21 protein-coding genes are annotated in these 19,811 nt (G+C 64.5%); 3 read left to right on the top strand and 18 right to left on the bottom strand.

Annotation, left to right across the window (positions count from 1 at the left end):
- Window positions 1-52: 52 nt before the first annotated feature.
- From DPM33_RS29640 to rplS, 3 genes are all read right to left on the bottom strand, one after another.
- Window positions 53-553 carry a MarR family winged helix-turn-helix transcriptional regulator gene (locus DPM33_RS29640; RefSeq protein ID WP_112100936.1) on the bottom strand — a complete coding sequence of 167 codons (501 nt, stop codon included), beginning with the start codon at window positions 551-553 and terminating at the stop codon, window positions 53-55.
- Entirely contained in the window at window positions 550-984 is a 435-nt protein-coding gene (locus tag DPM33_RS29645) for an organic hydroperoxide resistance protein (protein WP_112100937.1), read from the bottom strand. Before DPM33_RS29645 ends, DPM33_RS29640 begins: the two co-directional genes overlap by 4 nt.
- Window positions 985-1,141: 157 nt before the next feature.
- Window positions 1,142-1,666, bottom strand: a complete 525-nt coding sequence (gene rplS / locus DPM33_RS29650) for a 50S ribosomal protein L19 (RefSeq protein ID WP_112100938.1) — start codon at window positions 1,664-1,666, stop codon at window positions 1,142-1,144.
- 360 nt (window positions 1,667-2,026) lie between these two features.
- Between rplS and DPM33_RS29655 the strand changes: the two genes are divergently transcribed.
- Window positions 2,027-2,779, top strand: coding sequence for a sulfite exporter TauE/SafE family protein (locus DPM33_RS29655; protein WP_112100939.1), 753 nt, complete (start codon window positions 2,027-2,029; stop codon window positions 2,777-2,779).
- Here DPM33_RS29655 and trmD read toward each other — a convergent pair.
- Both trmD and rimM read right to left on the bottom strand, forming a co-directional pair.
- A complete protein-coding gene (trmD, locus tag DPM33_RS29660; protein ID WP_112100940.1) occupies window positions 2,761-3,459 on the bottom strand; it encodes a tRNA (guanosine(37)-N1)-methyltransferase TrmD in 699 nt (232 codons plus the stop codon). The genes DPM33_RS29655 and trmD overlap by 19 nt on opposite strands.
- A complete protein-coding gene (gene rimM, locus DPM33_RS29665; protein ID WP_112100941.1) occupies window positions 3,456-4,055 on the bottom strand; it encodes a ribosome maturation factor RimM in 600 nt (199 codons plus the stop codon). Before rimM ends, trmD begins: the two co-directional genes overlap by 4 nt.
- Window positions 4,056-4,152: 97 nt before the next feature.
- Between rimM and DPM33_RS29670 the strand changes: the two genes are divergently transcribed.
- The gene (locus DPM33_RS29670) at window positions 4,153-5,091 is read left to right on the top strand and encodes a tyrosine recombinase XerC (RefSeq protein WP_112100942.1); all 939 of its coding nucleotides are present in this window, start codon (window positions 4,153-4,155) and stop codon (window positions 5,089-5,091) included.
- A 145-nt stretch (window positions 5,092-5,236) separates the two neighbouring features.
- Complete coding sequence (locus DPM33_RS29675; protein ID WP_112100943.1) at window positions 5,237-6,301, top strand: TraB/GumN family protein; 1,065 nt, start codon at window positions 5,237-5,239, stop codon at window positions 6,299-6,301.
- 539 nt (window positions 6,302-6,840) lie between these two features.
- Here DPM33_RS29675 and lpdA read toward each other — a convergent pair.
- The 13 genes from lpdA to mdh all read right to left on the bottom strand — a co-directional run bounded on the left by lpdA (window position 6,841) and on the right by mdh (window position 19,784).
- Complete coding sequence (lpdA, locus tag DPM33_RS29685; protein WP_112100945.1) at window positions 6,841-8,247, bottom strand: dihydrolipoyl dehydrogenase; 1,407 nt, start codon at window positions 8,245-8,247, stop codon at window positions 6,841-6,843.
- A gap of 23 nt (window positions 8,248-8,270) precedes the next feature.
- A complete protein-coding gene (locus DPM33_RS29690) occupies window positions 8,271-9,026 on the bottom strand; it encodes an SDR family oxidoreductase (protein ID WP_112100946.1) in 756 nt (251 codons plus the stop codon).
- Entirely contained in the window at window positions 9,023-9,484 is a 462-nt protein-coding gene (locus tag DPM33_RS29695) for a hypothetical protein (protein ID WP_112101014.1), read from the bottom strand. The genes DPM33_RS29690 and DPM33_RS29695 overlap by 4 nt, the downstream gene beginning before the upstream one ends.
- Window positions 9,485-9,543: 59 nt before the next feature.
- A complete protein-coding gene (locus DPM33_RS29700) occupies window positions 9,544-10,152 on the bottom strand; it encodes a hypothetical protein (RefSeq protein ID WP_245442464.1) in 609 nt (202 codons plus the stop codon).
- Window positions 10,149-10,883: a DUF4241 domain-containing protein gene (locus DPM33_RS29705; protein ID WP_112101016.1), complete on the bottom strand. Its 735-nt coding sequence runs from the start codon at window positions 10,881-10,883 to the stop codon at window positions 10,149-10,151. The genes DPM33_RS29700 and DPM33_RS29705 overlap by 4 nt, the downstream gene beginning before the upstream one ends.
- A gap of 70 nt (window positions 10,884-10,953) precedes the next feature.
- Window positions 10,954-12,228 (bottom strand): 2-oxoglutarate dehydrogenase complex dihydrolipoyllysine-residue succinyltransferase, encoded by a 1,275-nt coding sequence (odhB, locus tag DPM33_RS29710; RefSeq protein ID WP_112100947.1) that lies wholly within the window; start codon window positions 12,226-12,228, stop codon window positions 10,954-10,956.
- Window positions 12,229-12,291: 63 nt separating this feature from the next.
- Entirely contained in the window at window positions 12,292-15,279 is a 2,988-nt protein-coding gene (locus tag DPM33_RS29715; protein WP_112100948.1) for a 2-oxoglutarate dehydrogenase E1 component, read from the bottom strand.
- A gap of 127 nt (window positions 15,280-15,406) precedes the next feature.
- Complete coding sequence (gene sucD, locus DPM33_RS29720; RefSeq protein ID WP_112100949.1) at window positions 15,407-16,309, bottom strand: succinate--CoA ligase subunit alpha; 903 nt, start codon at window positions 16,307-16,309, stop codon at window positions 15,407-15,409.
- A 12-nt stretch (window positions 16,310-16,321) separates the two neighbouring features.
- Complete coding sequence (locus DPM33_RS29725) at window positions 16,322-16,810, bottom strand: DUF1579 family protein (RefSeq protein WP_112100950.1); 489 nt, start codon at window positions 16,808-16,810, stop codon at window positions 16,322-16,324.
- Between the two features lie 3 nt (window positions 16,811-16,813).
- Window positions 16,814-17,185: a cupin domain-containing protein gene (locus DPM33_RS29730; protein ID WP_112101017.1), complete on the bottom strand. Its 372-nt coding sequence runs from the start codon at window positions 17,183-17,185 to the stop codon at window positions 16,814-16,816.
- Between the two features lie 16 nt (window positions 17,186-17,201).
- A complete protein-coding gene (locus DPM33_RS29735) occupies window positions 17,202-17,582 on the bottom strand; it encodes a hypothetical protein (protein ID WP_112100951.1) in 381 nt (126 codons plus the stop codon).
- 15 nt (window positions 17,583-17,597) lie between these two features.
- Window positions 17,598-18,791, bottom strand: a complete 1,194-nt coding sequence (sucC, locus tag DPM33_RS29740; protein ID WP_112100952.1) for an ADP-forming succinate--CoA ligase subunit beta — start codon at window positions 18,789-18,791, stop codon at window positions 17,598-17,600.
- Window positions 18,792-18,815: 24 nt separating this feature from the next.
- Window positions 18,816-19,784, bottom strand: coding sequence for a malate dehydrogenase (gene mdh / locus DPM33_RS29745; protein WP_112100953.1), 969 nt, complete (start codon window positions 19,782-19,784; stop codon window positions 18,816-18,818).
- Window positions 19,785-19,811 lie beyond the last annotated feature (27 nt).

Here is a 19,811-nt window from a genome sequence, read left to right on the forward strand (position 1 = left end):
AGACGCAAATCAATGCTCTTCGGGGATGGTTTCGAGGATGACTGTGCCGCGATCAGTCCTGACCGGCCGTAGCCTCACGCAGCCCGGCGACCAGCCGCGTCAGCGTGCCGTGCAGGGCCTTGAGCTCGGCCCGCTCCAGCGGCATGGCGCAGCTGAGCCCTTCCTGCACGTCCTTCATCTTCGCGCGCAGCGCCTCGCCCTTGGCGGTCGGCTCGACCAGCACCCGGCGCTCGTCGGCGGCATCGCGCCGGCGCGTCACGAGACCGCCCGCTTCCATGCGCTTGATCAGCGGCGTCAGCGTCGCCGAATCGAGACCCAAGGCCGCGCCAAGCTCGCCGATTGTGCTCGGCGAATGCTGCCACAGCGCCAGCATCGCCAGATATTGCGGATAAGTGAGGCCGAGCGGATCGAGCAGCGGCCGGTAGAGCTTGGTCATCAGTCCGCTGGCCGAATAGAGCGCGAAGCAGAGCTGCTGGTCGAGGCGCGGCACGGCGATAGCCCCGGCGTCTGGCGCCGGGACTTGCTTGGTCATGGTTTCGGTTGTCGTCGTCATACTGCCTTTGCCGGAAGCGCCGTGGTGGACAACGCCACATCGATATTGCCCCGGATGGCGTTGGAATAGGGGCAGATCTTGTGCGCTTCCGATACAAGCGCCTCGGCGCCCGCCTGATCAAGCCCCTTGATCTCGGCCGCCAGCGCGACGCCGAGCCTGAAGCCGCCCTTGTCGTTCGGATAGAGGCTGACCGTGGAGGTGACTGAGGCATCTTGCAGCGGCAGCTTCTGCTGGCGCGCAATGAAGCGCACCGCGCTCTCGAAGCAGGCCGCATAGCCGACGGCGAAGAGCTGTTCGGGATTGGTGGCGCCGCCCTTGCCGCCGAGTTCCTTCGGCATTGCCAGATCGACCTTGAGCAGGCCGTCGCTGGTCTCGCCATGCCCGGCGCGGCCGCCGGTAACATGCGCCTTGGTGCTGTAAAGTGCCGACATCTTCGTCTCCTTTTTGATTTGTACACGATTATTTAGTGTACAAGATAATTACTTGTCAACGACGGCGAGGCGATTTTCCTGCAGCAAGCGATCACAGCTCGGTGAAAATGAAAAAGGCGGCCGAAGCCGCCTTTCCAGAACCTGTCCCGCTGAAAGCCTACTCGGCCGAAGCAGCAGCCTCGGCGGCGGCCTTCTTCTCGGCGGCTTCCTTGGCAGCCGTCTCGGCGGCCAGCGCCTGGGCGGCGGCGACCTTCTCGGCCTCGATGCGGGCGCGCTCGGCGGCCAAAGCATCACGCTCTTCGTCGTTCAGCTTGCGGGCGCGCACGCCGGTGTTTTCCGAAATGCGGGCCGACTTGCCGCGACGGTCACGCAGATAATAGAGCTTGGCGCGGCGCACCTTGCCGCGGCGCACGATCTCGACACCCTCGACCATCGGCGAGTAGACGGGGAACACGCGCTCGACGCCTTCGCCGTAGGAAATCTTGCGGACGGTGAAATTCTCCTGGAAGCCGGAGCCGGAGCGGGCGATGACGACGCCCTCATAGGCCTGGACGCGGGTGCGGGTGCCTTCGGTGACGCGCACCTGGACGCGCACGGTGTCGCCCGGCTGGAATTCGGGCAGCTTGCGCTTGGCTTCGATCTTGGCGGCCTGTTCGGCCTCGAGCTGACGGATGAGATCCATCTCAAAAATCCTCTTCTTGTTCTTCCGACAGTCAGAGCGTCCTCGACTCGCCTTGCAGTTCCATTGACCGCTCGGCTATGCCCTTTGTCGAAACATCAGGCAGGGACGACTACACCGCACTTGTTGACGGGCCGGAAGGAGCGTCTCGCAAGATCGTTCTTCCGGTTCGGGCGGCGACATACAGCCATTTTGCCGCTTTGTCACGCCCAAATGCATGTCGCCCAGAAGTGTGCGCGGTTCTGGGACGACGACATGCATCAAAAAAGGGGACTTTGAGGCATACTTTTTTGCGGTCGATGGCCCCATGACATTGCCGCCGTGCCGGGTTGCGCGCGCCGCGCAAGCTTTCTAAGCGGGGAAATGAGTTTTTTCGATGCCGCCCTGCTCTTTCTCGCCGGTTTTGTCTCCGGCGCGGTCAACGCCGTCGCCGGCGGCGGCACCTTCGTCACTTTCGGCGCCATGACGCTGGTCGGCGTGCCGCCGATCGTCGCCAACGCCACCTCCTCGGTGACGCAGTTTCCAGGCTACATCACCTCGACGCTCGCCTATCTCGACGACATCAGGCATTTCTGGCGCCAGGCGCTGCTGCTTTGCGCAATTTCCGCCTTAGGAGCGCTGGCCGGCTCGCTCATCTTGCTTGCGCTCTCCAATCCGTCTTTCCGCGCGCTGGTGCCCTGGCTGCTGATCGCCGCGACCGCGCTGTTTGCCGCCGGGCCATGGCTGAAACCGACGGCCGGACCGGAGCACCAGGCCTCGGTCGGCTCGCTCGCCGGGTCGCTGGCGCAATTCGCGACCTCCATCTATGGCCGCTTCTTCGGCGCCGGCATGGGCGTGATGATGCTGGCGACGCTCGGCCTGACGCAGGCCGGCGACTACCACAAGCTCAACGCGCTGAAGAACATGCTGGCCGTGGTCATCGCGGCCATCGCCATCCTGGTCTTCGTCTGGGGCGGTGTCGTCGCCTGGCCGCAGGCGATCGTCATGATCCCCGGCGGCGCGTTGGGCGGCTATGCCGGCGTCTGGATCGCCAAGCGTGTGCCGCAAGGCGTGGTTCGCGGCTTCGTCGTCGCCGTCGGCCTGTTCCTGGCGTTCTACTATTTCACCAAGGGCTGAACACCAGGCAGATCCGGCCGCCGCTCCCGCGTCAGCTTCTCGGCCTCGGCGCGTCGCCATGCGACAATCTTCTTGTGATTGCCGGAGATCAGCACCTCGGGGATTGGCAGGCCCTCGAATTCCTGCGGCCGCGTGTAGTGCGGATGCTCGAGCAGGCCGTTCTCGAAACTCTCTTCCTCGCCCGACACGGCATTGCCCATGACGCCGGGCAAGAGCCGCACCACGGCGTCGAGCAGCACGAGCGCTGCCGGCTCGCCGCCGGACAGGATGAAATCGCCGATCGAGACCTCCTCCAGCCCGCGTGCCTCGATCAGCCGCTGGTCGACGCCTTCGAAGCGGCCGCACAGGATCACCGCGCCCGGACCGTCTGCCAGTTGGCGCACGCGCGCCTGCGTCAGCGGCTTGCCGCGCGGGCTCATCAGCAGGCGCGGGCGCGGATCGCCCGGCGGCGAGGCCTGGTCGATGGCCTTGGCCAAAACGTCGGCGCGCATCACCATGCCGGCGCCGCCGCCGGCCGGCGTGTCGTCGACGGTGCGGTGCTTGTCGGTGGCGAAATCGCGGATCTGGATCGCTTCCAGCGACCATGTCCCGGCCTCCAGCGCCCGGCCGGCCAGCGACAGGCCGAGCGCGCCCGGAAACATCTCCGGATAGAGCGTCAGCACCGAGGCGGCAAAGCTCAACGGTTGCCCCCGGCATCCTTCGGTCCGCGCGGCCTGCCCTTCGGATCGAAGCCGGAACGGCCCAGCGCCGTGCCATCTTCCTCATCCTCGACCAGGCCCGCCGCCATCGGGTTGATCTCGACGAATCCGTCGGCGATCGACACATGCGGCACCGCGGCCTGCGTGAACGGGATGAGCACGCCCTTGCGGCCGGCAAGCGTGACATCGAGGATGTCGCCGCCACCGAAATTATGCACGGCGACGACCTTGCCGATGACGCCGGTATCGTCCCTGACATCGAGGCCGATGAGATCGGCGTGATAGAACTCGTCTTCCTCGCCGTCGTCCGGCAGCACTGACCGGTCGACGAAAAGCTCGGTGCCGGCCAAAGCCTCGGCGGCGTTGCGGTCACCGATGCCCTTGAAGCGCACGACGACGACGGTGCCCGCCGGCCTGATATCGTTGATATGGAAGGCGCGCCCGTCCTTGGCATAGAGCGGGCCGTAATCGGCCAGCGCCAGCGGATCGCCGGTGAAGGTCTTCACCCGCAATTCGCCCTTGATGCCGTGCGCGGCACCGATAACGGCCATCTGTACGGGGTTTTCGAGCTTCGACATCGGCGCGCTTCCTTTGCCCTGCTCTATCCCCCTGAGCCCGTCATTTCAATGACCGCCTCTTCACCGCTTCCTAACCCGCATGCCTGAAACTGCCGCGATGCAGGAATTCCTCATCCCGGCAAAGTCCGACCTACAGGCGGCGCGCGAGACCTGGCTGAAGACGCTGGCGCGTGAGCGCCGGCTGTCGCCGGAGACGGTCGAGGCCTATGAGCGCGACACTCGCCAGTTCCTGCATTTCCTGACCGGGCATTGCGGAGGCCCGCCGGGTATTTCCGACATCGCCGACCTGCGCCCGGCCGATCTGCGCGGCTTCCTCGCCAAGCGCCGCAATGACGGCGCCGGCGCCCGCACGCTGGGGCGCGGCCTTGCCGGCATCCGCTCGCTGCTGCGCTTTCTCGAACGGCGCGGCATGGTCAATGCCGCGGGCGCGGCCGCACTTCGCGCCCCGCGCCAGCCGAAATCGCTGCCAAAGCCGTTGACGGCAAGCGACGCCAGGCAGGTCGTGGCCGTCGAAGGCCAACTCGCGGATGAGCCCTGGATCGCCGCCCGCAATGCCGCGGTGCTGACGCTGCTCTACGGTTCCGGCCTGCGCATTTCGGAGGCGCTGGGGTTGGCCGGCGCCGATCTCGCTTCGGAAGACGACACCGTGCTGCGCGTCACCGGCAAGGGCGGCAAGACGCGGCTGGTGCCGGTGCTGCCGGTGGCCCGCAACGCGGTTGCCGAATATCGCCGGCTCTGTCCCTTCCACATCGACCCCAAGGGCCTGCTGTTCCGAGGCGCCCGAGGCGGCCCACTCAACCCGGCCATCATCCAGCGCGAGATGGCGAAGCTGCGTTCGGCGCTGAACCTGCCGGACACGGCGACCCCGCATGCGCTGCGCCATTCTTTCGCCACTCACTTGCTCGGCCGCGGCGGCGACCTGCGCACCATCCAGGAACTGCTCGGCCACGCCAGCCTGTCGACCACCCAGATCTATACCGCCGTCGATACGGCAAGGCTGCTCGATATTTACGAGCGGGCGCATCCGAGGGCGTAAAACCGCCGACGCGATGGGCGTTTCGGCTAATCGTCAGGACATTTCATCGGACACCTCAAGCTGTTGTTAAGACTGACAGCAGCGGAAACAATTTCATTCTCCCGATTAACCGTTTTGCCGCTTTTGCCGGGTAAGACGCTTCCTCATGAAACGCGTCATCGCCATCGCCGACCGCGCGGCCCTTGTCTCGTTGAAGCTGCTCGCAGCGCTCAACCTGCTGTTTTTCCTGTCTTTCCTCGTCGTTCTGCTGCTCGCCGGCCGGGCGCATGCCGAGGCACCGAATTGCGCCGGCACCGATCTGTTGACCGCGCTGGAAAAGAGCGATCCCGCCGCCTTCAAGAAGGTCGAGACCGAAGCAGCGGCCGTTCCCAACGGCAAGGGCCTGTTGTGGAAGCTGGAAAAGCCGGGCGAAAAACCGTCCTATCTGTTCGGCACCATGCACATGACCGACACGCGCGTCACCACGCTGCCGGCCGCTGCGAAGAAGGCCTATGACGGCGCCGGCACCATCATCATCGAAACCACCGATGCGATGGACAAGGCCAAGATGATGGCCGCCATGGCCAGCGAGCCCGGCCTGATGATGTTCACCGACAACACCACGCTCTCCTCGCTGTTGTCGCCCGAGGATGCGGCGGCGTTGAACAAGGGGCTCGATGCCCGCGGCATTCCGCCAGCGACGGTCGCCAAGATGAAGCCGTGGATCCTGTCGGCGATGATGGCGCTGCCGGCCTGCGAGGTGGCGCGCCAGGCCGCCGGCGATCCCGTGCTGGACGTCAAGCTCGCTTCGGACGCCAAGGTTCTGGGCAAAGACGTCGAAGGCCTCGAGACCGCTGTCGATCAGCTGCGCGCCATGGCCTCGCTGCCGCTCGAATTCCATATGAAGAGCCTGGTCGAGACGATGAAGCTCGGCGACAAGGTGAACGACGTCAACGAGACGATGATCGTGCTCTACCAGCGTGGCGAGGTCGGCATGTTCTGGCCGCTGTTCAAGGCCGTGCTGCCGGACTCCTCGGACGACAAGGCCGGCTATACCGCCTTCGAGGAGACGATGATCACCAGCCGCAACAAGGTGATGGCGGCGCATGCCGGTCCGATTTTGGCCAAAGGCAACGTCTTCATGGCGGTTGGCGCCATGCATCTGCCCGGCTCGGAAGGACTGGTCGAGGATTTTCGCAAGGCAGGGTATACTGTTACCGTCGTCAACTGAGTCGACTGGCGATTGGCGGGCCCGAAAACGCCGTTTTTTCAGCGCTTTCGGTCCGTTTGTGTGAAACCCATTGCGGGATCCGCGCGTTGATGGCTGTTATTTTGATGCTTTCATCCAAGGAGGACACGTTTCATGGCGAACCCTAACGACCCCTTCACTCCTTCGAGCACGCCTCCCAAGTCGGGTGGCGGCGGCAGCGGGTGGCTGATCGCCCTAGTTGTCATTATCCTGGCCATTGTTGCGTATTATGTATTTGGCAGAAGCGGCGGCGAGCATGCCCCGGCCCCGGCTGAGCCGCCGGCCGCCAGCACCCCGGCTCCGGCGCCGGCAACGCCGGCTCCAGCGCCTGCGCCCGCTCCGGCACCTGCCCCGGCTCCCGCGCCAGCCCCGGCTCCCGCACCGGCCCCTGCACCGGCCCCTGCGCCAGCTCCTGCACCGGCGCCGGCTCAGTAATCGGGCTACAGCTCAACAACGAACGGCCCGCCGAAAGGCGGGCCGTTTTCGTTTGGTGGCAACCGCAGCCGGCGCGTACCGCGCGCCTAGATATGAATCGGCTTGAAGAACGTCGCCAGCGCCGCTTCCTTCACCGCTTCGGACATCGTCGGATGCGCGTGGCAGGTGCGGGCGAGATCTTCCGAGGAGCCGCCGAACTCCATCAGCACCGCCGCTTCGTGGATCATCTCGCCGGCGCCGAAGCCGACGATATGGACGCCGAGCACACGGTCGCTTTGCTTGTCGGCCAGGATCTTCACGAAACCGTCGGTGTGCAGCATGGCGCGCGCGCGGCCATTGGCGCTGAACGGAAACTTGCCCACCTTGTAGTCGATGCCGGCCTTCTTCAGCTCTTCCTCGGTCTTGCCGACCGAGGCGATCTCCGGGCTGGTGTAGACGACGCTCGGAATGACGTCGTAGTTCACGTGGCCGGCCTGGCCGGCGATCGTCTCGGCCACCGCCACGCCTTCGTCCTCGGCCTTGTGCGCCAGCATCGGCCCGGCAATCACGTCGCCGATGGCATAGATGCCCGGTACGTTGGTCCTCAAATGCGCGTCCGTCTTGACCCGACCGCGCTCGTCCATTTCGACGCCGGCTTCCTTCAGCCCCAGGCTGTTCGCATAGGGGCGGCGTCCGGTGGAAACCAGCACGACATCCGCCTCGATGGTTTCGGTGGCGCCGCCCTTGGCCGGCTCGAAGGTGACCGCCGCGCCCTTCTTGGCCTTGGCGACGCCGGTGACCTTGGCGCCGAGCTTGAACTCGAAACCCTGCTTCGACAGCAGGCGCTGGAACTGTTTCGATACCTCGCCATCCATGCCGCCGAGGATGGTGTCGAGGAATTCGACGACCGTGACCTTGGCGCCGAGCCTGGCCCACACCGAGCCGAGCTCCAACCCGATGACGCCGCCGCCGACCACCACGAGGTTGGCGGGCACCTTGGCCAGAGACAGCGCGCCGGTGGAAGACACGATCACCTTCTCGTCGAAATCGACCTTGACGCCCGGAATGCCGGCGACGTCCGAGCCGGTGGCGATGACGATGTTCTTGGTCTCGATCTCCTCGACCTTGCCGTCCTCGCCCGTCACCGAGACCTTGCCGGCGCCGACCACCTTGCCGGTGCCGCGGAAGCTGTCGATCTTGTTCTTCTTGAACAGGAAGGCGACGCCGTTGACGTTGGCGGCGACCGTCGTGTCCTTGTGCGCCATCATCTTCTTCAGGTTGAGCTTGGGCGCCGGTATCTCGACGCCCAGCGTATCGAAGGCGTGGCCGGCCTCGGCGAACATCTCGGAGGCGTAGAGCAGCGCCTTCGACGGGATGCAGCCGATGTTGAGGCAGGTGCCGCCGAAGGTGGCGTTCTTCTCGACCACCGCCGTCTTCAGCCCGAGCTGCGCCGCCTTGATGGCGCAGACATAGCCGCCCGGTCCCGATCCGATGATAACGACGTCATAAGCCATAGTCTTGTCCTTTGCTTTGGCGCCTAGCGGCCGCCGCTCACATTCAGGATCGCGCCCGTTATATAGGAGGCCGCGTCCGACAGAAGATAGAGAACCGCGCTCGCGACTTCATCCGAGGTGCCCGCGCGTTTCATCGGCAGCAGGTCCTGCATCCGCGCCACGCGATCCGGCTGACCGCCCGAGGCATGGATTTCGGTCTCGGTGATGCCGGGGCTGACCGCGTTGACGCGAATGCCTTCCAGCACCACCTCGCGCGCCAGGCCGATCGTCAGCGTATCGATCGCGCCCTTGGAGGCGGCGTAGTCGACATACTCGCCGGGCGAGCCGAGCCTTGCGGCAGCGGACGATATGTTGACGATGGCGCCGCCCTTGCCGCCATGCCGTGTCGACATGCGCTTCACCGCTTCGCGGGCGCACAGGAACGAGCCGACGACGTTGATGCGCATCATGCGCTCGACCCGCTCGGCGCTCATCTCGTCGACCCGCGCCTTGAGGTCGACGATGCCGGCATTGTTGACGAAGGCGTCGAGCCGGCCGAAGGCCCGGTCCACCGCCCCGAACATCGCGAGGACATCGGCCTCGCTGCCGACATCGCCCTTGACCGCGAAGGCATCGCCGCCCGCGGCCCTGAGCTCGGCGACCAGCGCATCCGCAGCCGCCTGGTTGGAGACGTAGTTGACCGCCACGCGGTAGCCGGCCTCGCTCGCCTGCCGGCAGATGGCGGCGCCGATGCCGCGGCTGCCGCCGGTGACCAGCAGCGTCTTTTTGCCCGCGCTCATTCCTGGCAGCCTTTCAGCACGAAGATGTCCCATGGCACTTTCGAAAAGCCGGCGGGACCATAAGCGGCCGACATTTCGAGCGATGGCCCGAGATCGGGGAAGATCAGGTTTTTCGGCGCATCGGCACCTTCGGCCGGCAGCAGGCCGACGCCGCCCTTGTCATCGGCGCTGTAGATGACGCCTTCCCAGACCGTGCAGGCGGCGAGTTCGTCGCCGGTGACGTCGCCGGTCGGGCATTTGTACATCAGCGAGCCATGCGGCCGCGCGGCCGAGCCTTCGGTCCACATCGCGATGCCGTCGAGCACGACATTGTTGTCGAGGATCATGCGGAAAGCGTTGGTGATCGTTGCCGAGGTACCGGCCGGGGTGAAATCGATCTCGGCGCCGCTCTTGGCCTCGCCGTAGACGGCGAGCTGGATTGGGCAGGCGGCCTGGGCGGCCGCCGGGATCATCGTCATGCCGACCGCTATCGATGCGGTCGAAAGGCTTTCGAATAAGAAAGAGCAGATCGTCACCGCTATCCGCCTTGAACAGCTTGATCGAGGATGAAGATTGTCGAAAGAAAATAATCTATCGCGAACGCGACATTGTCCTTCCCGTCGACCGGAATCGCGTTCACCTCATATTTGAGGGTCAGGACGCGAGTACTCTCCGCCAGCTCGATATAGACGTCGCGCTCGCGACCGCCGCCGATTGCCCATTTAAAGTCGCTCTTGTTCAGGAATTGCAATGCCTTGGGCAAGGTATGTATTTCTATCGGGCTCGTGCCAGCGAAGGTCACGGGATGCCGGCCCACGTCGACGTCGAGATGGCCATACCAGGTCGCCATCATTCCACCCGGCTGCAATCTCCCGAAGACGGGCTCGACGCTAATCGATCTCAGACGAAAATCGGGGCTGAAGAAGAACTCGCAATTGCGACCATAGATGCACCAAGCCGACTCGGTGTCCTCGTGGCGAAAATGATTATCCGCCCGCACATCCTCGGGATCGATTAAGCCTCGAACCGTTTCACGACTGCTTCTGCCAAGTTCGAGAGGCCCCGCCCGGCCTGTCGTTACAAGCTCGAACAGGTCGATGGGCTTGGCGGAGTCGGCCATCCGGGGCGAGGCGGCATTCGTCATCATTTGGCCTGGTCGCCTGCGCGGCCGTCGGCGTTTTCGAGCACGCCGAAATCGGTCATCAGGACCACCGGCTCGCCGGCAGCGTCCAATCCCCAGAAGGACGGGTAGAAGCCATCGCCCCAGCCGCTCCAGAACATCGCGATGTTGACGGGGCTGCCGGCGTCCGGATGGTGCATGACGAACCGGTCCTGGTTGGGCGCGAACTCGTCGGCCAGTACGTCGTCATAGTAGTTCTGATCGGGTTTGAGCTTGTTCTGGGCGGCCATCATCAAGCCCATCGCGGCCTTGTCCATGAACGAGCCCAGGCCGGCATCGACGGGATAGCCGAAGATTTCGTCGCCATTCAGCGTCGAAACATCCTGTCCGGGCAGGATGGCGAGTTCCCAGCGCACCGGGACGCCGGAACGGAAGCGAAGGAATGCCGCGGCGACGCGGCCCTGCGCCTCGAACAGCGTGACCGGATAACGGCCGGGCTTCACCCTGCGGGCCAGCGCCGGCCAGTCGTCGTTCGTGATCAGCGGATCGCAGGCGATGATCTCGCCCGTCGGAAGCTCGAGCTCGCCGATCGGCGTAGCGGTGATCTTGCGCTCCGCCAATTGCACGTCGCTGAGCGCGAAGACGCCGAAATTGCTGCTGGCTGTTGCCGCGTCCCAATCTGCGGCGACGGCCAGCGAAGGAATGGCGGTGGACAGGCCGACCACGACAATGCTTTGCCGGACAATCCGCCGCCTCAGGCTTCGCGCCGCCCGGCCCAGCCCGAACCCTAAGTGCTCCAGCCAGCCGCTCACGGCGCGCGCTGCCCGATCACAGATCGAGCACCAGCCGCTCGGGATCCTCCAGGCTTTCCTTGACGCGCACCAGGAAGGTCACCGCTTCCTTGCCGTCGACGATACGGTGATCGTAGCTCAGCGCTAGATACATCATCGGACGGATGACGATCTGGCCGCCGACCACCATCGGCCGGTCCTGGATCTTGTGCATGCCGAGAATGCCCGACTGTGGTGCATTCAGGATCGGCGTCGACATCAGCGAGCCATAGACGCCGCCATTGGAAATCGTGAACGTCCCGCCCTGCATGTCGGCGACCGAAAGCTTGCCGTCGCGCGCCGCGAGGCCGAGGCGTCCGATCTCCTTCTCGATCTCGGCAATGGACATCTGGTCGGCATCGCGCACCACCGGCACCACCAGGCCCTTGTCGGTGCCGACGGCGACGCCGACATGGGCAAAATTCTTGTAGATGATGTCGGTGCCGTCGATCTCGGCATTGACCGCCGGAATCTCCTTCAGCGCATGCGTCACCGCCTTGGTGAAGAAGCCCATGAAGCCGAGCTTCACGCCATGCTTCTTCTCGAACACGTCCTTGTATTTGGACCTGAGCGCCATCACCGCGCTCATATCCACCTCGTTGAAGGTGGTGAGCATGGCGGCGGTCGACTGCGCTTCCTTCAAGCGGCGCGCGATGGTCTGGCGCAGCTTGGTCATGCGCACGCGCTCCTCCCGCGGCGCATCCTCGGCCATGGACGGCGCGCGGGCGACGATCGGGGCCGGTGCGGCCTTCGGCGTCTCGGCCGGTTGCGACGGCGCGCCCCTGGCGATGGCATCGAGCACGTCGCCCTTCAGCACCTGGCCGCGCTTGCCGGAACCCGACAGCTGGTCGACCGCGAGATTGTTTTCGGCGATCAATTTGGCAGCGGCAGGCGCCGGCGGCATGGAGCGCGGCTCGATGGCGCCGACGTCACCGGCGACCTTGGCGGTCTCGGCCGCGGCCTGCTTGACCGTGGAAGCAGCTTCCGGGCTGGACGCCTGCGCCACCGCCTGCGGCTTGGTGGCCGGGGCGGCGCCGCCTGCCGAAATCGAGCCGAGCAGCGCGCCGACATTGACCGTCTCGCCTTCCTTGACGGTGATCTCGGAGAGCGTTCCGGCGCCCGCGGCGGGCACCTCCACCGTCACCTTGTCGGTTTCGAGCTCGACCAGCGGCTCATCGGCGGCGATCGCGTCGCCGACCTTCTTGAACCACTTGCCGACGGTCGCCTCGGTGACGGATTCGCCGAGGGTGGGGACGCGGATTTCGGTAGCCATTGTGCCTGTCCGTTGTCTTCTCGAGGTCTGTTTCGTCAGGTCTGATTATTCGCCCAACTCTGCCTACTCACCAAGCGCGTCATCGAGCAACGCGGCGAGCTGGCTGAGATGCTTCGACATCAACCCTGTCGCCGGCGAAGCCGAGGCCGGCCGTCCCGTGTAGCGCACCCGCTGATGCTTGGCGTCGATATGCGCCAGCACCCATTCGAGATACGGGTCGATGAACGACCAGGCGCCCATGTTCTTGGGCTCTTCCTGGCACCACACCATTTCGGCATTGCGGAAGCGTGACAGCTCGGTGATCAGCGCCTTGGCCGGGAACGGATAGAGCTGCTCGACGCGCAGCAGATAGATGTCGTTGATGCCGCGCTTCTCGCGCTCCTCGTAGAGATCGTAATAGACCTTGCCCGAGCACAGCACGACGCGGCGGATCTTGGAATCCTTGACCAGCTTGATCGGCTGGTTCGACAACAGCTGCGCGTCGTCCCACAGCAGGCGGTGGAACGAACTTTCGCCCGACATCTCCGGCAGCGTCGACACCGCCCGCTTGTGGCGCAGCAGCGACTTCGGCGTCATCAGGATCAGCGGCTTGCGGAAGTCGCGCTTCAGCTGTCGGCGCAGGATGTGGAAATAGTTAGCCGGCGTGGTGACGTTGGCGACCTGCATGTTGTCTTCGGCGCAAAGCTGCAGGAAGCGCTCCAGCCGCGCCGACGAATGTTCCGGCCCCTGGCCTTCATAGCCATGCGGCAAAAGACAGACGAGGCCCGACATGCGCAGCCACTTGCGCTCGCCCGACGAGATGAACTGGTCGAACACCACTTGGGCGCCGTTGGCGAAATCGCCGAACTGCGCTTCCCACAGCGTCAGCGCCTTGGGCTCTGCCAGGCTGTAGCCATATTCGAAGCCGAGCACCGCCTCTTCCGACAGCATCGAGTTGATGACTTCATAGCCGGCCTGCGCCGCCGACAGGTTGTTCAGCGGGATGTAGCGGGTCTCGTCGCGCTGGTCGTAAAGCACCGAATGGCGCTGCGAGAAGGTGCCGCGTTCCGAATCCTGGCCGGAAAGCCGGATCGGATTGCCGTCGAGCAGGATGGCGCCGAAGGCCAGCGCCTCGGCCGTCGACCAGTCGATGCCTTCGCCGGACTCGATCGCCTGGCGGCGATTCTCGAGGAAGCGCAGGATCGTCTTGTGCGCCTCGAAATCCTTCGGCACTTCGGTCAGCTTCTTGCCGATCTCCTTCAGCGTGCGCACCGGCACGGCGGTCTTGCCGCGGCGCTGTTCGTCCTGGTTGTCGGCGGTGCGCAGGCCCGACCACGCGCCGTCCAGCCAGTCGGCCTTGTTCGGCTTGTAGCTCTGGCCGACTTCCCATTCGGTTTCCAGATGCGCGCGCCAGTCGGCCCGCATCTTGTCGACCTCGGCCTGGGTGATGTGGCCTTCGGCGATCAGCCGGTCGGCATAGACCTGCACCACCGTCTTATGGGTGCGGATGTTGCGGTACATGATCGGCTGCGTGAAGGCCGGCTCGTCGCCTTCATTGTGGCCGAAGCGGCGGTAGCAGAACATGTCCACCACCACCGGCTTGTGGAACTTCATGCGGAATTCGGTCGCGACCTTCGCCGCATGCACCACCGCTTCCGGATCGTCGCCGTTGACGTGGAAGATCGGCGCCTCGATCATCTTGGCCACATCCGACGGATAGGGCGAGGAGCGCGAGAAGCGCGGATTGGTGGTGAAGCCGATCTGGTTGTTGATGATGACGTGCAGCGTGCCTGCGACGCGATGGCCGCGCAGGCCCGAAAGGCCGAGGATCTCGGCGATAACGCCCTGGCCGGCGAAGGCGGCGTCGCCATGCAGAAGCAGCGGCATCACCTTGGCGCGCTCCGACAGCGGCACGACCTCGCCGCGCTCGCGGCCGGCGAACTGGTCCTGCTTGGCGCGCGCCTTGCCCATCACCACGGGGTCGACGATTTCCAGATGCGAGGGATTGGCGGTCAGCGACAGGTGCACCTTGTTGCCGTCGAACTCGCGGTCCGACGAGGCGCCGAGATGGTACTTCACGTCGCCCGAGCCTTCGACCTCGTCGGGGGCGGCCGAGCCGCCCTTGAATTCGTGGAAGATGGCGCGGTGCGGCTTCGCCATCACCTGGGAAAGCACGTTGAGGCGGCCGCGATGCGCCATGCCGAGCACGATTTCCTTGAGGCCGAGCTGGCCGCCGCGCTTGACGATCTGCTCCAACGCCGGGATCAGTGATTCACCGCCGTCGAGGCCGAAGCGCTTGGTGCCCTTGTACTTGACGTCGATATATTGCTCGAAGCCCTCGGCCTCGACCAGCTTCGACAGGATCGCCTTCTTGCCGGTGGGGGTGAAGGTGATCTCCTTGTCGGCGCCTTCGATGCGCGCCTGGATCCACGCCTTCTCTTCCGGGTCGGAGATGTGCATGAACTCGACGCCGAGCGTCGAGCAATAGGTGCGGGTCAGGATGTCCAGCATCTGCCGGATGGTGCCGAACTCGAGACCCAGCACATTGTCGAGGAAGATCGGCCGGTCGTAGTCGGCTTCGGTGAAGCCGTAATTCTCCGGCGACAGCTCGTTGTAATCCTCGAGCGGCTTGGCGATGCCGAGCGGATCGAGATTGGCGTGCAGATGGCCGCGCATGCGGTAGGCGCGGATCATCATGATGGCGCGCACGGAGTCGCGCGTCGCCTGGTGCACGTCGGCGTCGGAAAGCGTGGTGCCGTTGACGACCGCCTTTTCCTTGACCTTCTTTTCGATCGCCTTTTCGACCAGGCCCCAATTGCCGTCCAGCGCCGAGACTAGCTCGCCATTGGCCTGCATCGGCCAGGAGGGCTTTGCCCAGGAGGCGCCCTTGGCGTTCTTGCGGACGTCGCCCGCGTCGTCCTTCAGCGCCGCGAAGAAATCCTGCCACTCCGGATCGACGGAAGCCGGATTGTCTTCATAGGCCGCGTAGAGCGCGTCGATATAATCGGCATTGCCGCCATAGAGGAACGAGGTGAGCGAGAATTGGTCGTTGGCCTGATCTTGCCTTGCCATGTCGTTTCAGCGGAGCCTGGCTCCGTCTCCTTCTTGGAGTGAATGGTGAGTGGTGAATAGTGAATGGCCCGAGACGGCGCCGCTATTCACTTGTCCTTTCCATTCACCATTCACTACGCACTATTCACTAACCCTTGATCGCCTCGACCAGCGTCGTCCCAAGACGCGCCGGCGACGGCGAAACTTTTATCCCGGCCGATTCCATCGCCGCGATCTTGTCTTCCGCGCCGCCCTTGCCGCCCGAGATCACCGCGCCCGCATGGCCCATGGTGCGGCCGACCGGCGCCGTGCGCCCGGCGATGAAGCCCGCCATCGGTTTCTTGCGGCCGCGCTTGGCTTCGTCCTTGAGGAACTGCGCGGCGTCTTCCTCGGCCGAGCCGCCGATCTCGCCGATCATGATGATCGACTTGGTCTCGTCGTCGGCGAGGAACATCTCCAGCACATCGATGAATTCGGTGCCCTTGACCGGGTCGCCGCCGATGCCCACCGCCGTGGTCTGGCCGAGGCCGACATTGGTGGTCTGGAAGACTGCCTCATAGGTAAGCGTTCCCGAGCGGGAAACAACGCCGACCGATCCCTTGCGGAAGATGTTGCCGGGCATGATGCCGATCTTGCATTCGTCGGGCGTCAGCACGCCCGGGCAGTTCGGGCCGATCAGCCGCGAGGTCGAACGGTCGAGCCGCGCCTTGACCTTGACCATGTCCATAACCGGAATGCCTTCGGTGATGCAGACGATCAGCGGGATCTCGGCCTCGATCGCCTCGATGATGGCTTCGCCGGCGCCCGCCGGCGGCACATAGATGACCGAGGCGTTGGCACCGGTCCTTGCCTTGCCCTCGGCGACGGTGGCGAAGATCGGCAGGGTCTCGCCCTTCGAGCCGGTCCAGGTCTCGCCACCCTTCTTCGGATGGATGCCCCCCACCATCTTGGTGCCGTGATAGGCCAGCGCCTGCTCGGTATGGAACGTGCCGGTCTTGCCGGTCAGACCCTGCACCAGCACCTTGGTATTCTTGTCGATGAGAATGGACATCGCGGCCCTTTTCTAAAAACCGTTGATCGTGGAAGGCGAGACGCGCCGGTAGAGGCCGCTCACCATGTCTTGCCAGGCATCGCTGCCCGCGGGTCTGAACTGAAGTTTCATGCGGTAGGTATCGGCGCCGTCAAAACCATACGAAACGCGGGCGGCGCCGCGAGGCGATGACCGTTCGAGCATAAGCTCGCTGCCGTTCCACATGCCGGTGGCGGGTGACGCCGGCACGAACCCCATCGAGTCGAACTGATGCATGGTGACGAGGCCGTTCTGCTGGTCGTAGCCGAACACATTGTGCGCGCCGAACGAAACCGTGCCGTCGCGGCGCTGCCGATAGCGTTGCACCACGAACAGGCCGCCGAACTGCGCCTCGGCCAGCACTTCGGCAGTCGCCGTGCCGGCATCGGTCCATTGCGTGGCCGCGACCTCTTCCTCGCCGCGCCACGCGCCGACCAGCGCCTGCAGGCGTTGGTGACCGTCCGAGAGGGAGAAGGCGTTCATGGCTCAGAGCCGCTTCAGATCGGTGACGGTGAGGTCACTCTTGGCATTGCCGGTGTTCAAGGTCGTCGCCGGCTCGAACATCAGCACGACAGGTTCTGCCGTCAGCGAACGCGGCCGATGTTCGACGCCGCGCGGCACGACGATGAAGTCGCCCTCGCCGAGCTCGACCGGTCCGTCGCGGAAATCGATGGCGATCCTGCCGCGCAGCACGAGGAAGGCCTCGTCCTCATTGTCATGCGCGTGCCAGTCGAAGATCTCGCCGAACTTGGCGACCTTCGCCTGACTGTCATTCACGTCGCCGGCGATATGCGGATCGAAGACCTTGGCGATCTTCGCGTCCGCCGCCTCGACCAGGTTTATCTTGCGCGGAGGCATCCGCTCATTCCCTTTGTCATCCGGCGTCAGCAACATGCTGTTCACCGATCTCTTCTCTTAAAAAATGGTCGGGTGTCAGGTTGAGATCGTTCTCCTTGCCGTACATCCAACCTCTCATCTTCATCGAGGGCTTGAACGGGCTTCTTCCGCTTCCGACGACCACGTACCACTCACGCCCAACCTCGTCCGACGCCCGGTGCAGCCAGAAACGCCGCCCATCGTCTGTATGCTCGGCAACCACGCCGTGCACCTTGTAGTGCATCGGCTCTTCATCCAGCATCCAATGATAGTGGCACGACCAGAGATATTGCTCGATTTCGTCGGTCGAATACGGACATACGGCCGACTGATCGAGACTCTGGACTTCTTCCTCCCAATGGATTGGGAAGCCACCCAATTCGACGCTCCTTGATTAACCCTTCACTGCCTTGACGATCTTCTTGGCCGCGTCGTCCAGGTCGTCGGCCGAGACGACGTTCAGGCCGCTGTCATTGATGATCTTCTTGCCGAGCTCGGCATTGGTGCCTTCCAGACGCACCACCAACGGCACCTTGAGGCCCACTTCCTTGACGGCCGCGATCACGCCTTCGGCGATGACGTCGCATTTCATGATGCCGCCGAAGATGTTGATCAGGATGCCTTCGACCGCCGGATCCTTGGTGATGATCTTGAACGCCGCCGTGACCTTTTCCTTGGAGGCGCCGCCGCCAACGTCGAGGAAGTTAGCCGGCTCGGCGCCGTAGAGCTTGATGATGTCCATCGTCGCCATGGCAAGCCCGGCGCCGTTGACCATGCAGCCGATATTGCCGTCGAGCGCGACATAGGCGAGGTCGTATTTCGACGCCTCGATCTCCTTCTCGTCCTCTTCGGTGGTGTCACGCAATTCCATCACGTCCGCGTGGCGGAACAATGCGTTGTTGTCGAACGACACCTTTGCGTCGAGCACGCGCAGATGGCCGTCCTTCATGACGATCAGCGGGTTGACCTCGAGCAGGCTCATGTCCTTCTCGACGAAGGCCTTGTAGAGGATCGGGAACAGCGTGCCGCCGTCCTTGGCCGCATCGCCGTCGAGCTTCAGCGCGCCGTTGAGCGTCCTCACGTCATCGGCCGTCACGCCCTTTTCCGGGTCTATGGCGACGGTGACGATCTTTTCCGGCGTGTCATGCGCGACCGTCTCGATGTCCATGCCGCCTTCGGTCGAGACGACGAAGGCGATACGGCCGACCGAACGGTCGACCAGGATCGACAGATAGAGCTCGCGGGCGATGTCGGCGCCGTCCTCGATATAGAGGCGGTTGACCTGCTTGCCGGCAGGACCGGTCTGCTTGGTGACCAGCGTGTGGCCGAGCATCTCGTTGGTGTTGGCGACCACTTCGGCCGCCGACTTCGCCAGCCGCACGCCGCCCTTGGCGTCGGGGCCGAGTTCCTTGAACTTGCCCTTGCCGCGGCCGCCGGCATGGATCTGGCTCTTCACGACATAGAGCGGGCCGGGCAGCGCTGCTGCCGCGGCTTCCGCCTCGCTTGCCTTGAACACCGGAACGCCGCTTGCCACCGGCGCGCCGAAGGTCTTCAGCAGCGCCTTGGCCTGATACTCATGGATGTTCATGCGCTTGATCTCCGGAGAGGACGATTACTTGCCGGCGAGATGCGGGGCGATCTTGGTGCAGGCCTCGGTCAGGCCCTGAACCGCCGCGACCGAGCTATCGAACATCTTCTGCTCGGCCTTGGACAGGTCGATCTCGATGACGCGCTCGACACCGCCGGCGCCGATCACCACCGGGACGCCGACATAGGTGCCCTTGACGCCATACTGGCCCGACAGGTGCGCGGCGCAGGGCAGCACGCGCTTCTTGTCCTTGAGATAGGCTTCGGCCATCGAGATGGCGGAGGCGGCCGGCGCGTAATAGGCCGAGCCGGTCTTGAGCAGGCCGACGATTTCGGCGCCGCCATCGCGGGTGCGCTGCACGATCTGATCGAGCTTCTCCTTCGAGGTCCAGCCCATCTTGACGAGGTCGGGCAGCGGAATGCCGGCCACCGTCGAATAGCGGATCATCGGCACCATCGAGTCGCCATGGCCGCCGAGCACGAAAGCGGTGACGTCCTCGACCGAAACCTTGAACTCTTCCGCCAGGAAGTAGCGGAAACGCGACGAGTCCAGCACGCCGGCCATGCCGACGACATGGCTGGTCGGCAGGCCCGAGAACTTCTGCAGCGCCCAGACCATGGCGTCGAGCGGGTTGGTGATGCAGATGACGAAGGCTTTTGGCGCGTACTTCTTGAGGCCGGCGCCGACCTGCTCCATGACCTTGAGGTTGATGCCCAGAAGATCGTCGCGGCTCATGCCCGGCTTGCGCGGCACGCCGGCGGTGACGATGCACACATCCGCGCCCTCGATGCCGGCATAGTCGTTGACGCCGGTGAGGCGAGAGTCGAAGCCGTCGACCGGCGAGGATTGCGCGATGTCGAGGCCCTTGCCCTGCGGAATGCCCTCGGCGATATCGAACAGCACCACGTCGCCGAGGTCCTTGAGGCCGATCATATGGGCGAGCGTGCCGCCGATCATGCCCGAGCCGATGAGCGCTATCTTGTTGCGTGCCATGTGAGGATGTTTTCCCTTGTCTATGAC

It is taken from the genome of Mesorhizobium hawassense (assembly GCF_003289945.1).
Taxonomy (GTDB): domain Bacteria; phylum Pseudomonadota; class Alphaproteobacteria; order Rhizobiales; family Rhizobiaceae; genus Mesorhizobium; species Mesorhizobium hawassense.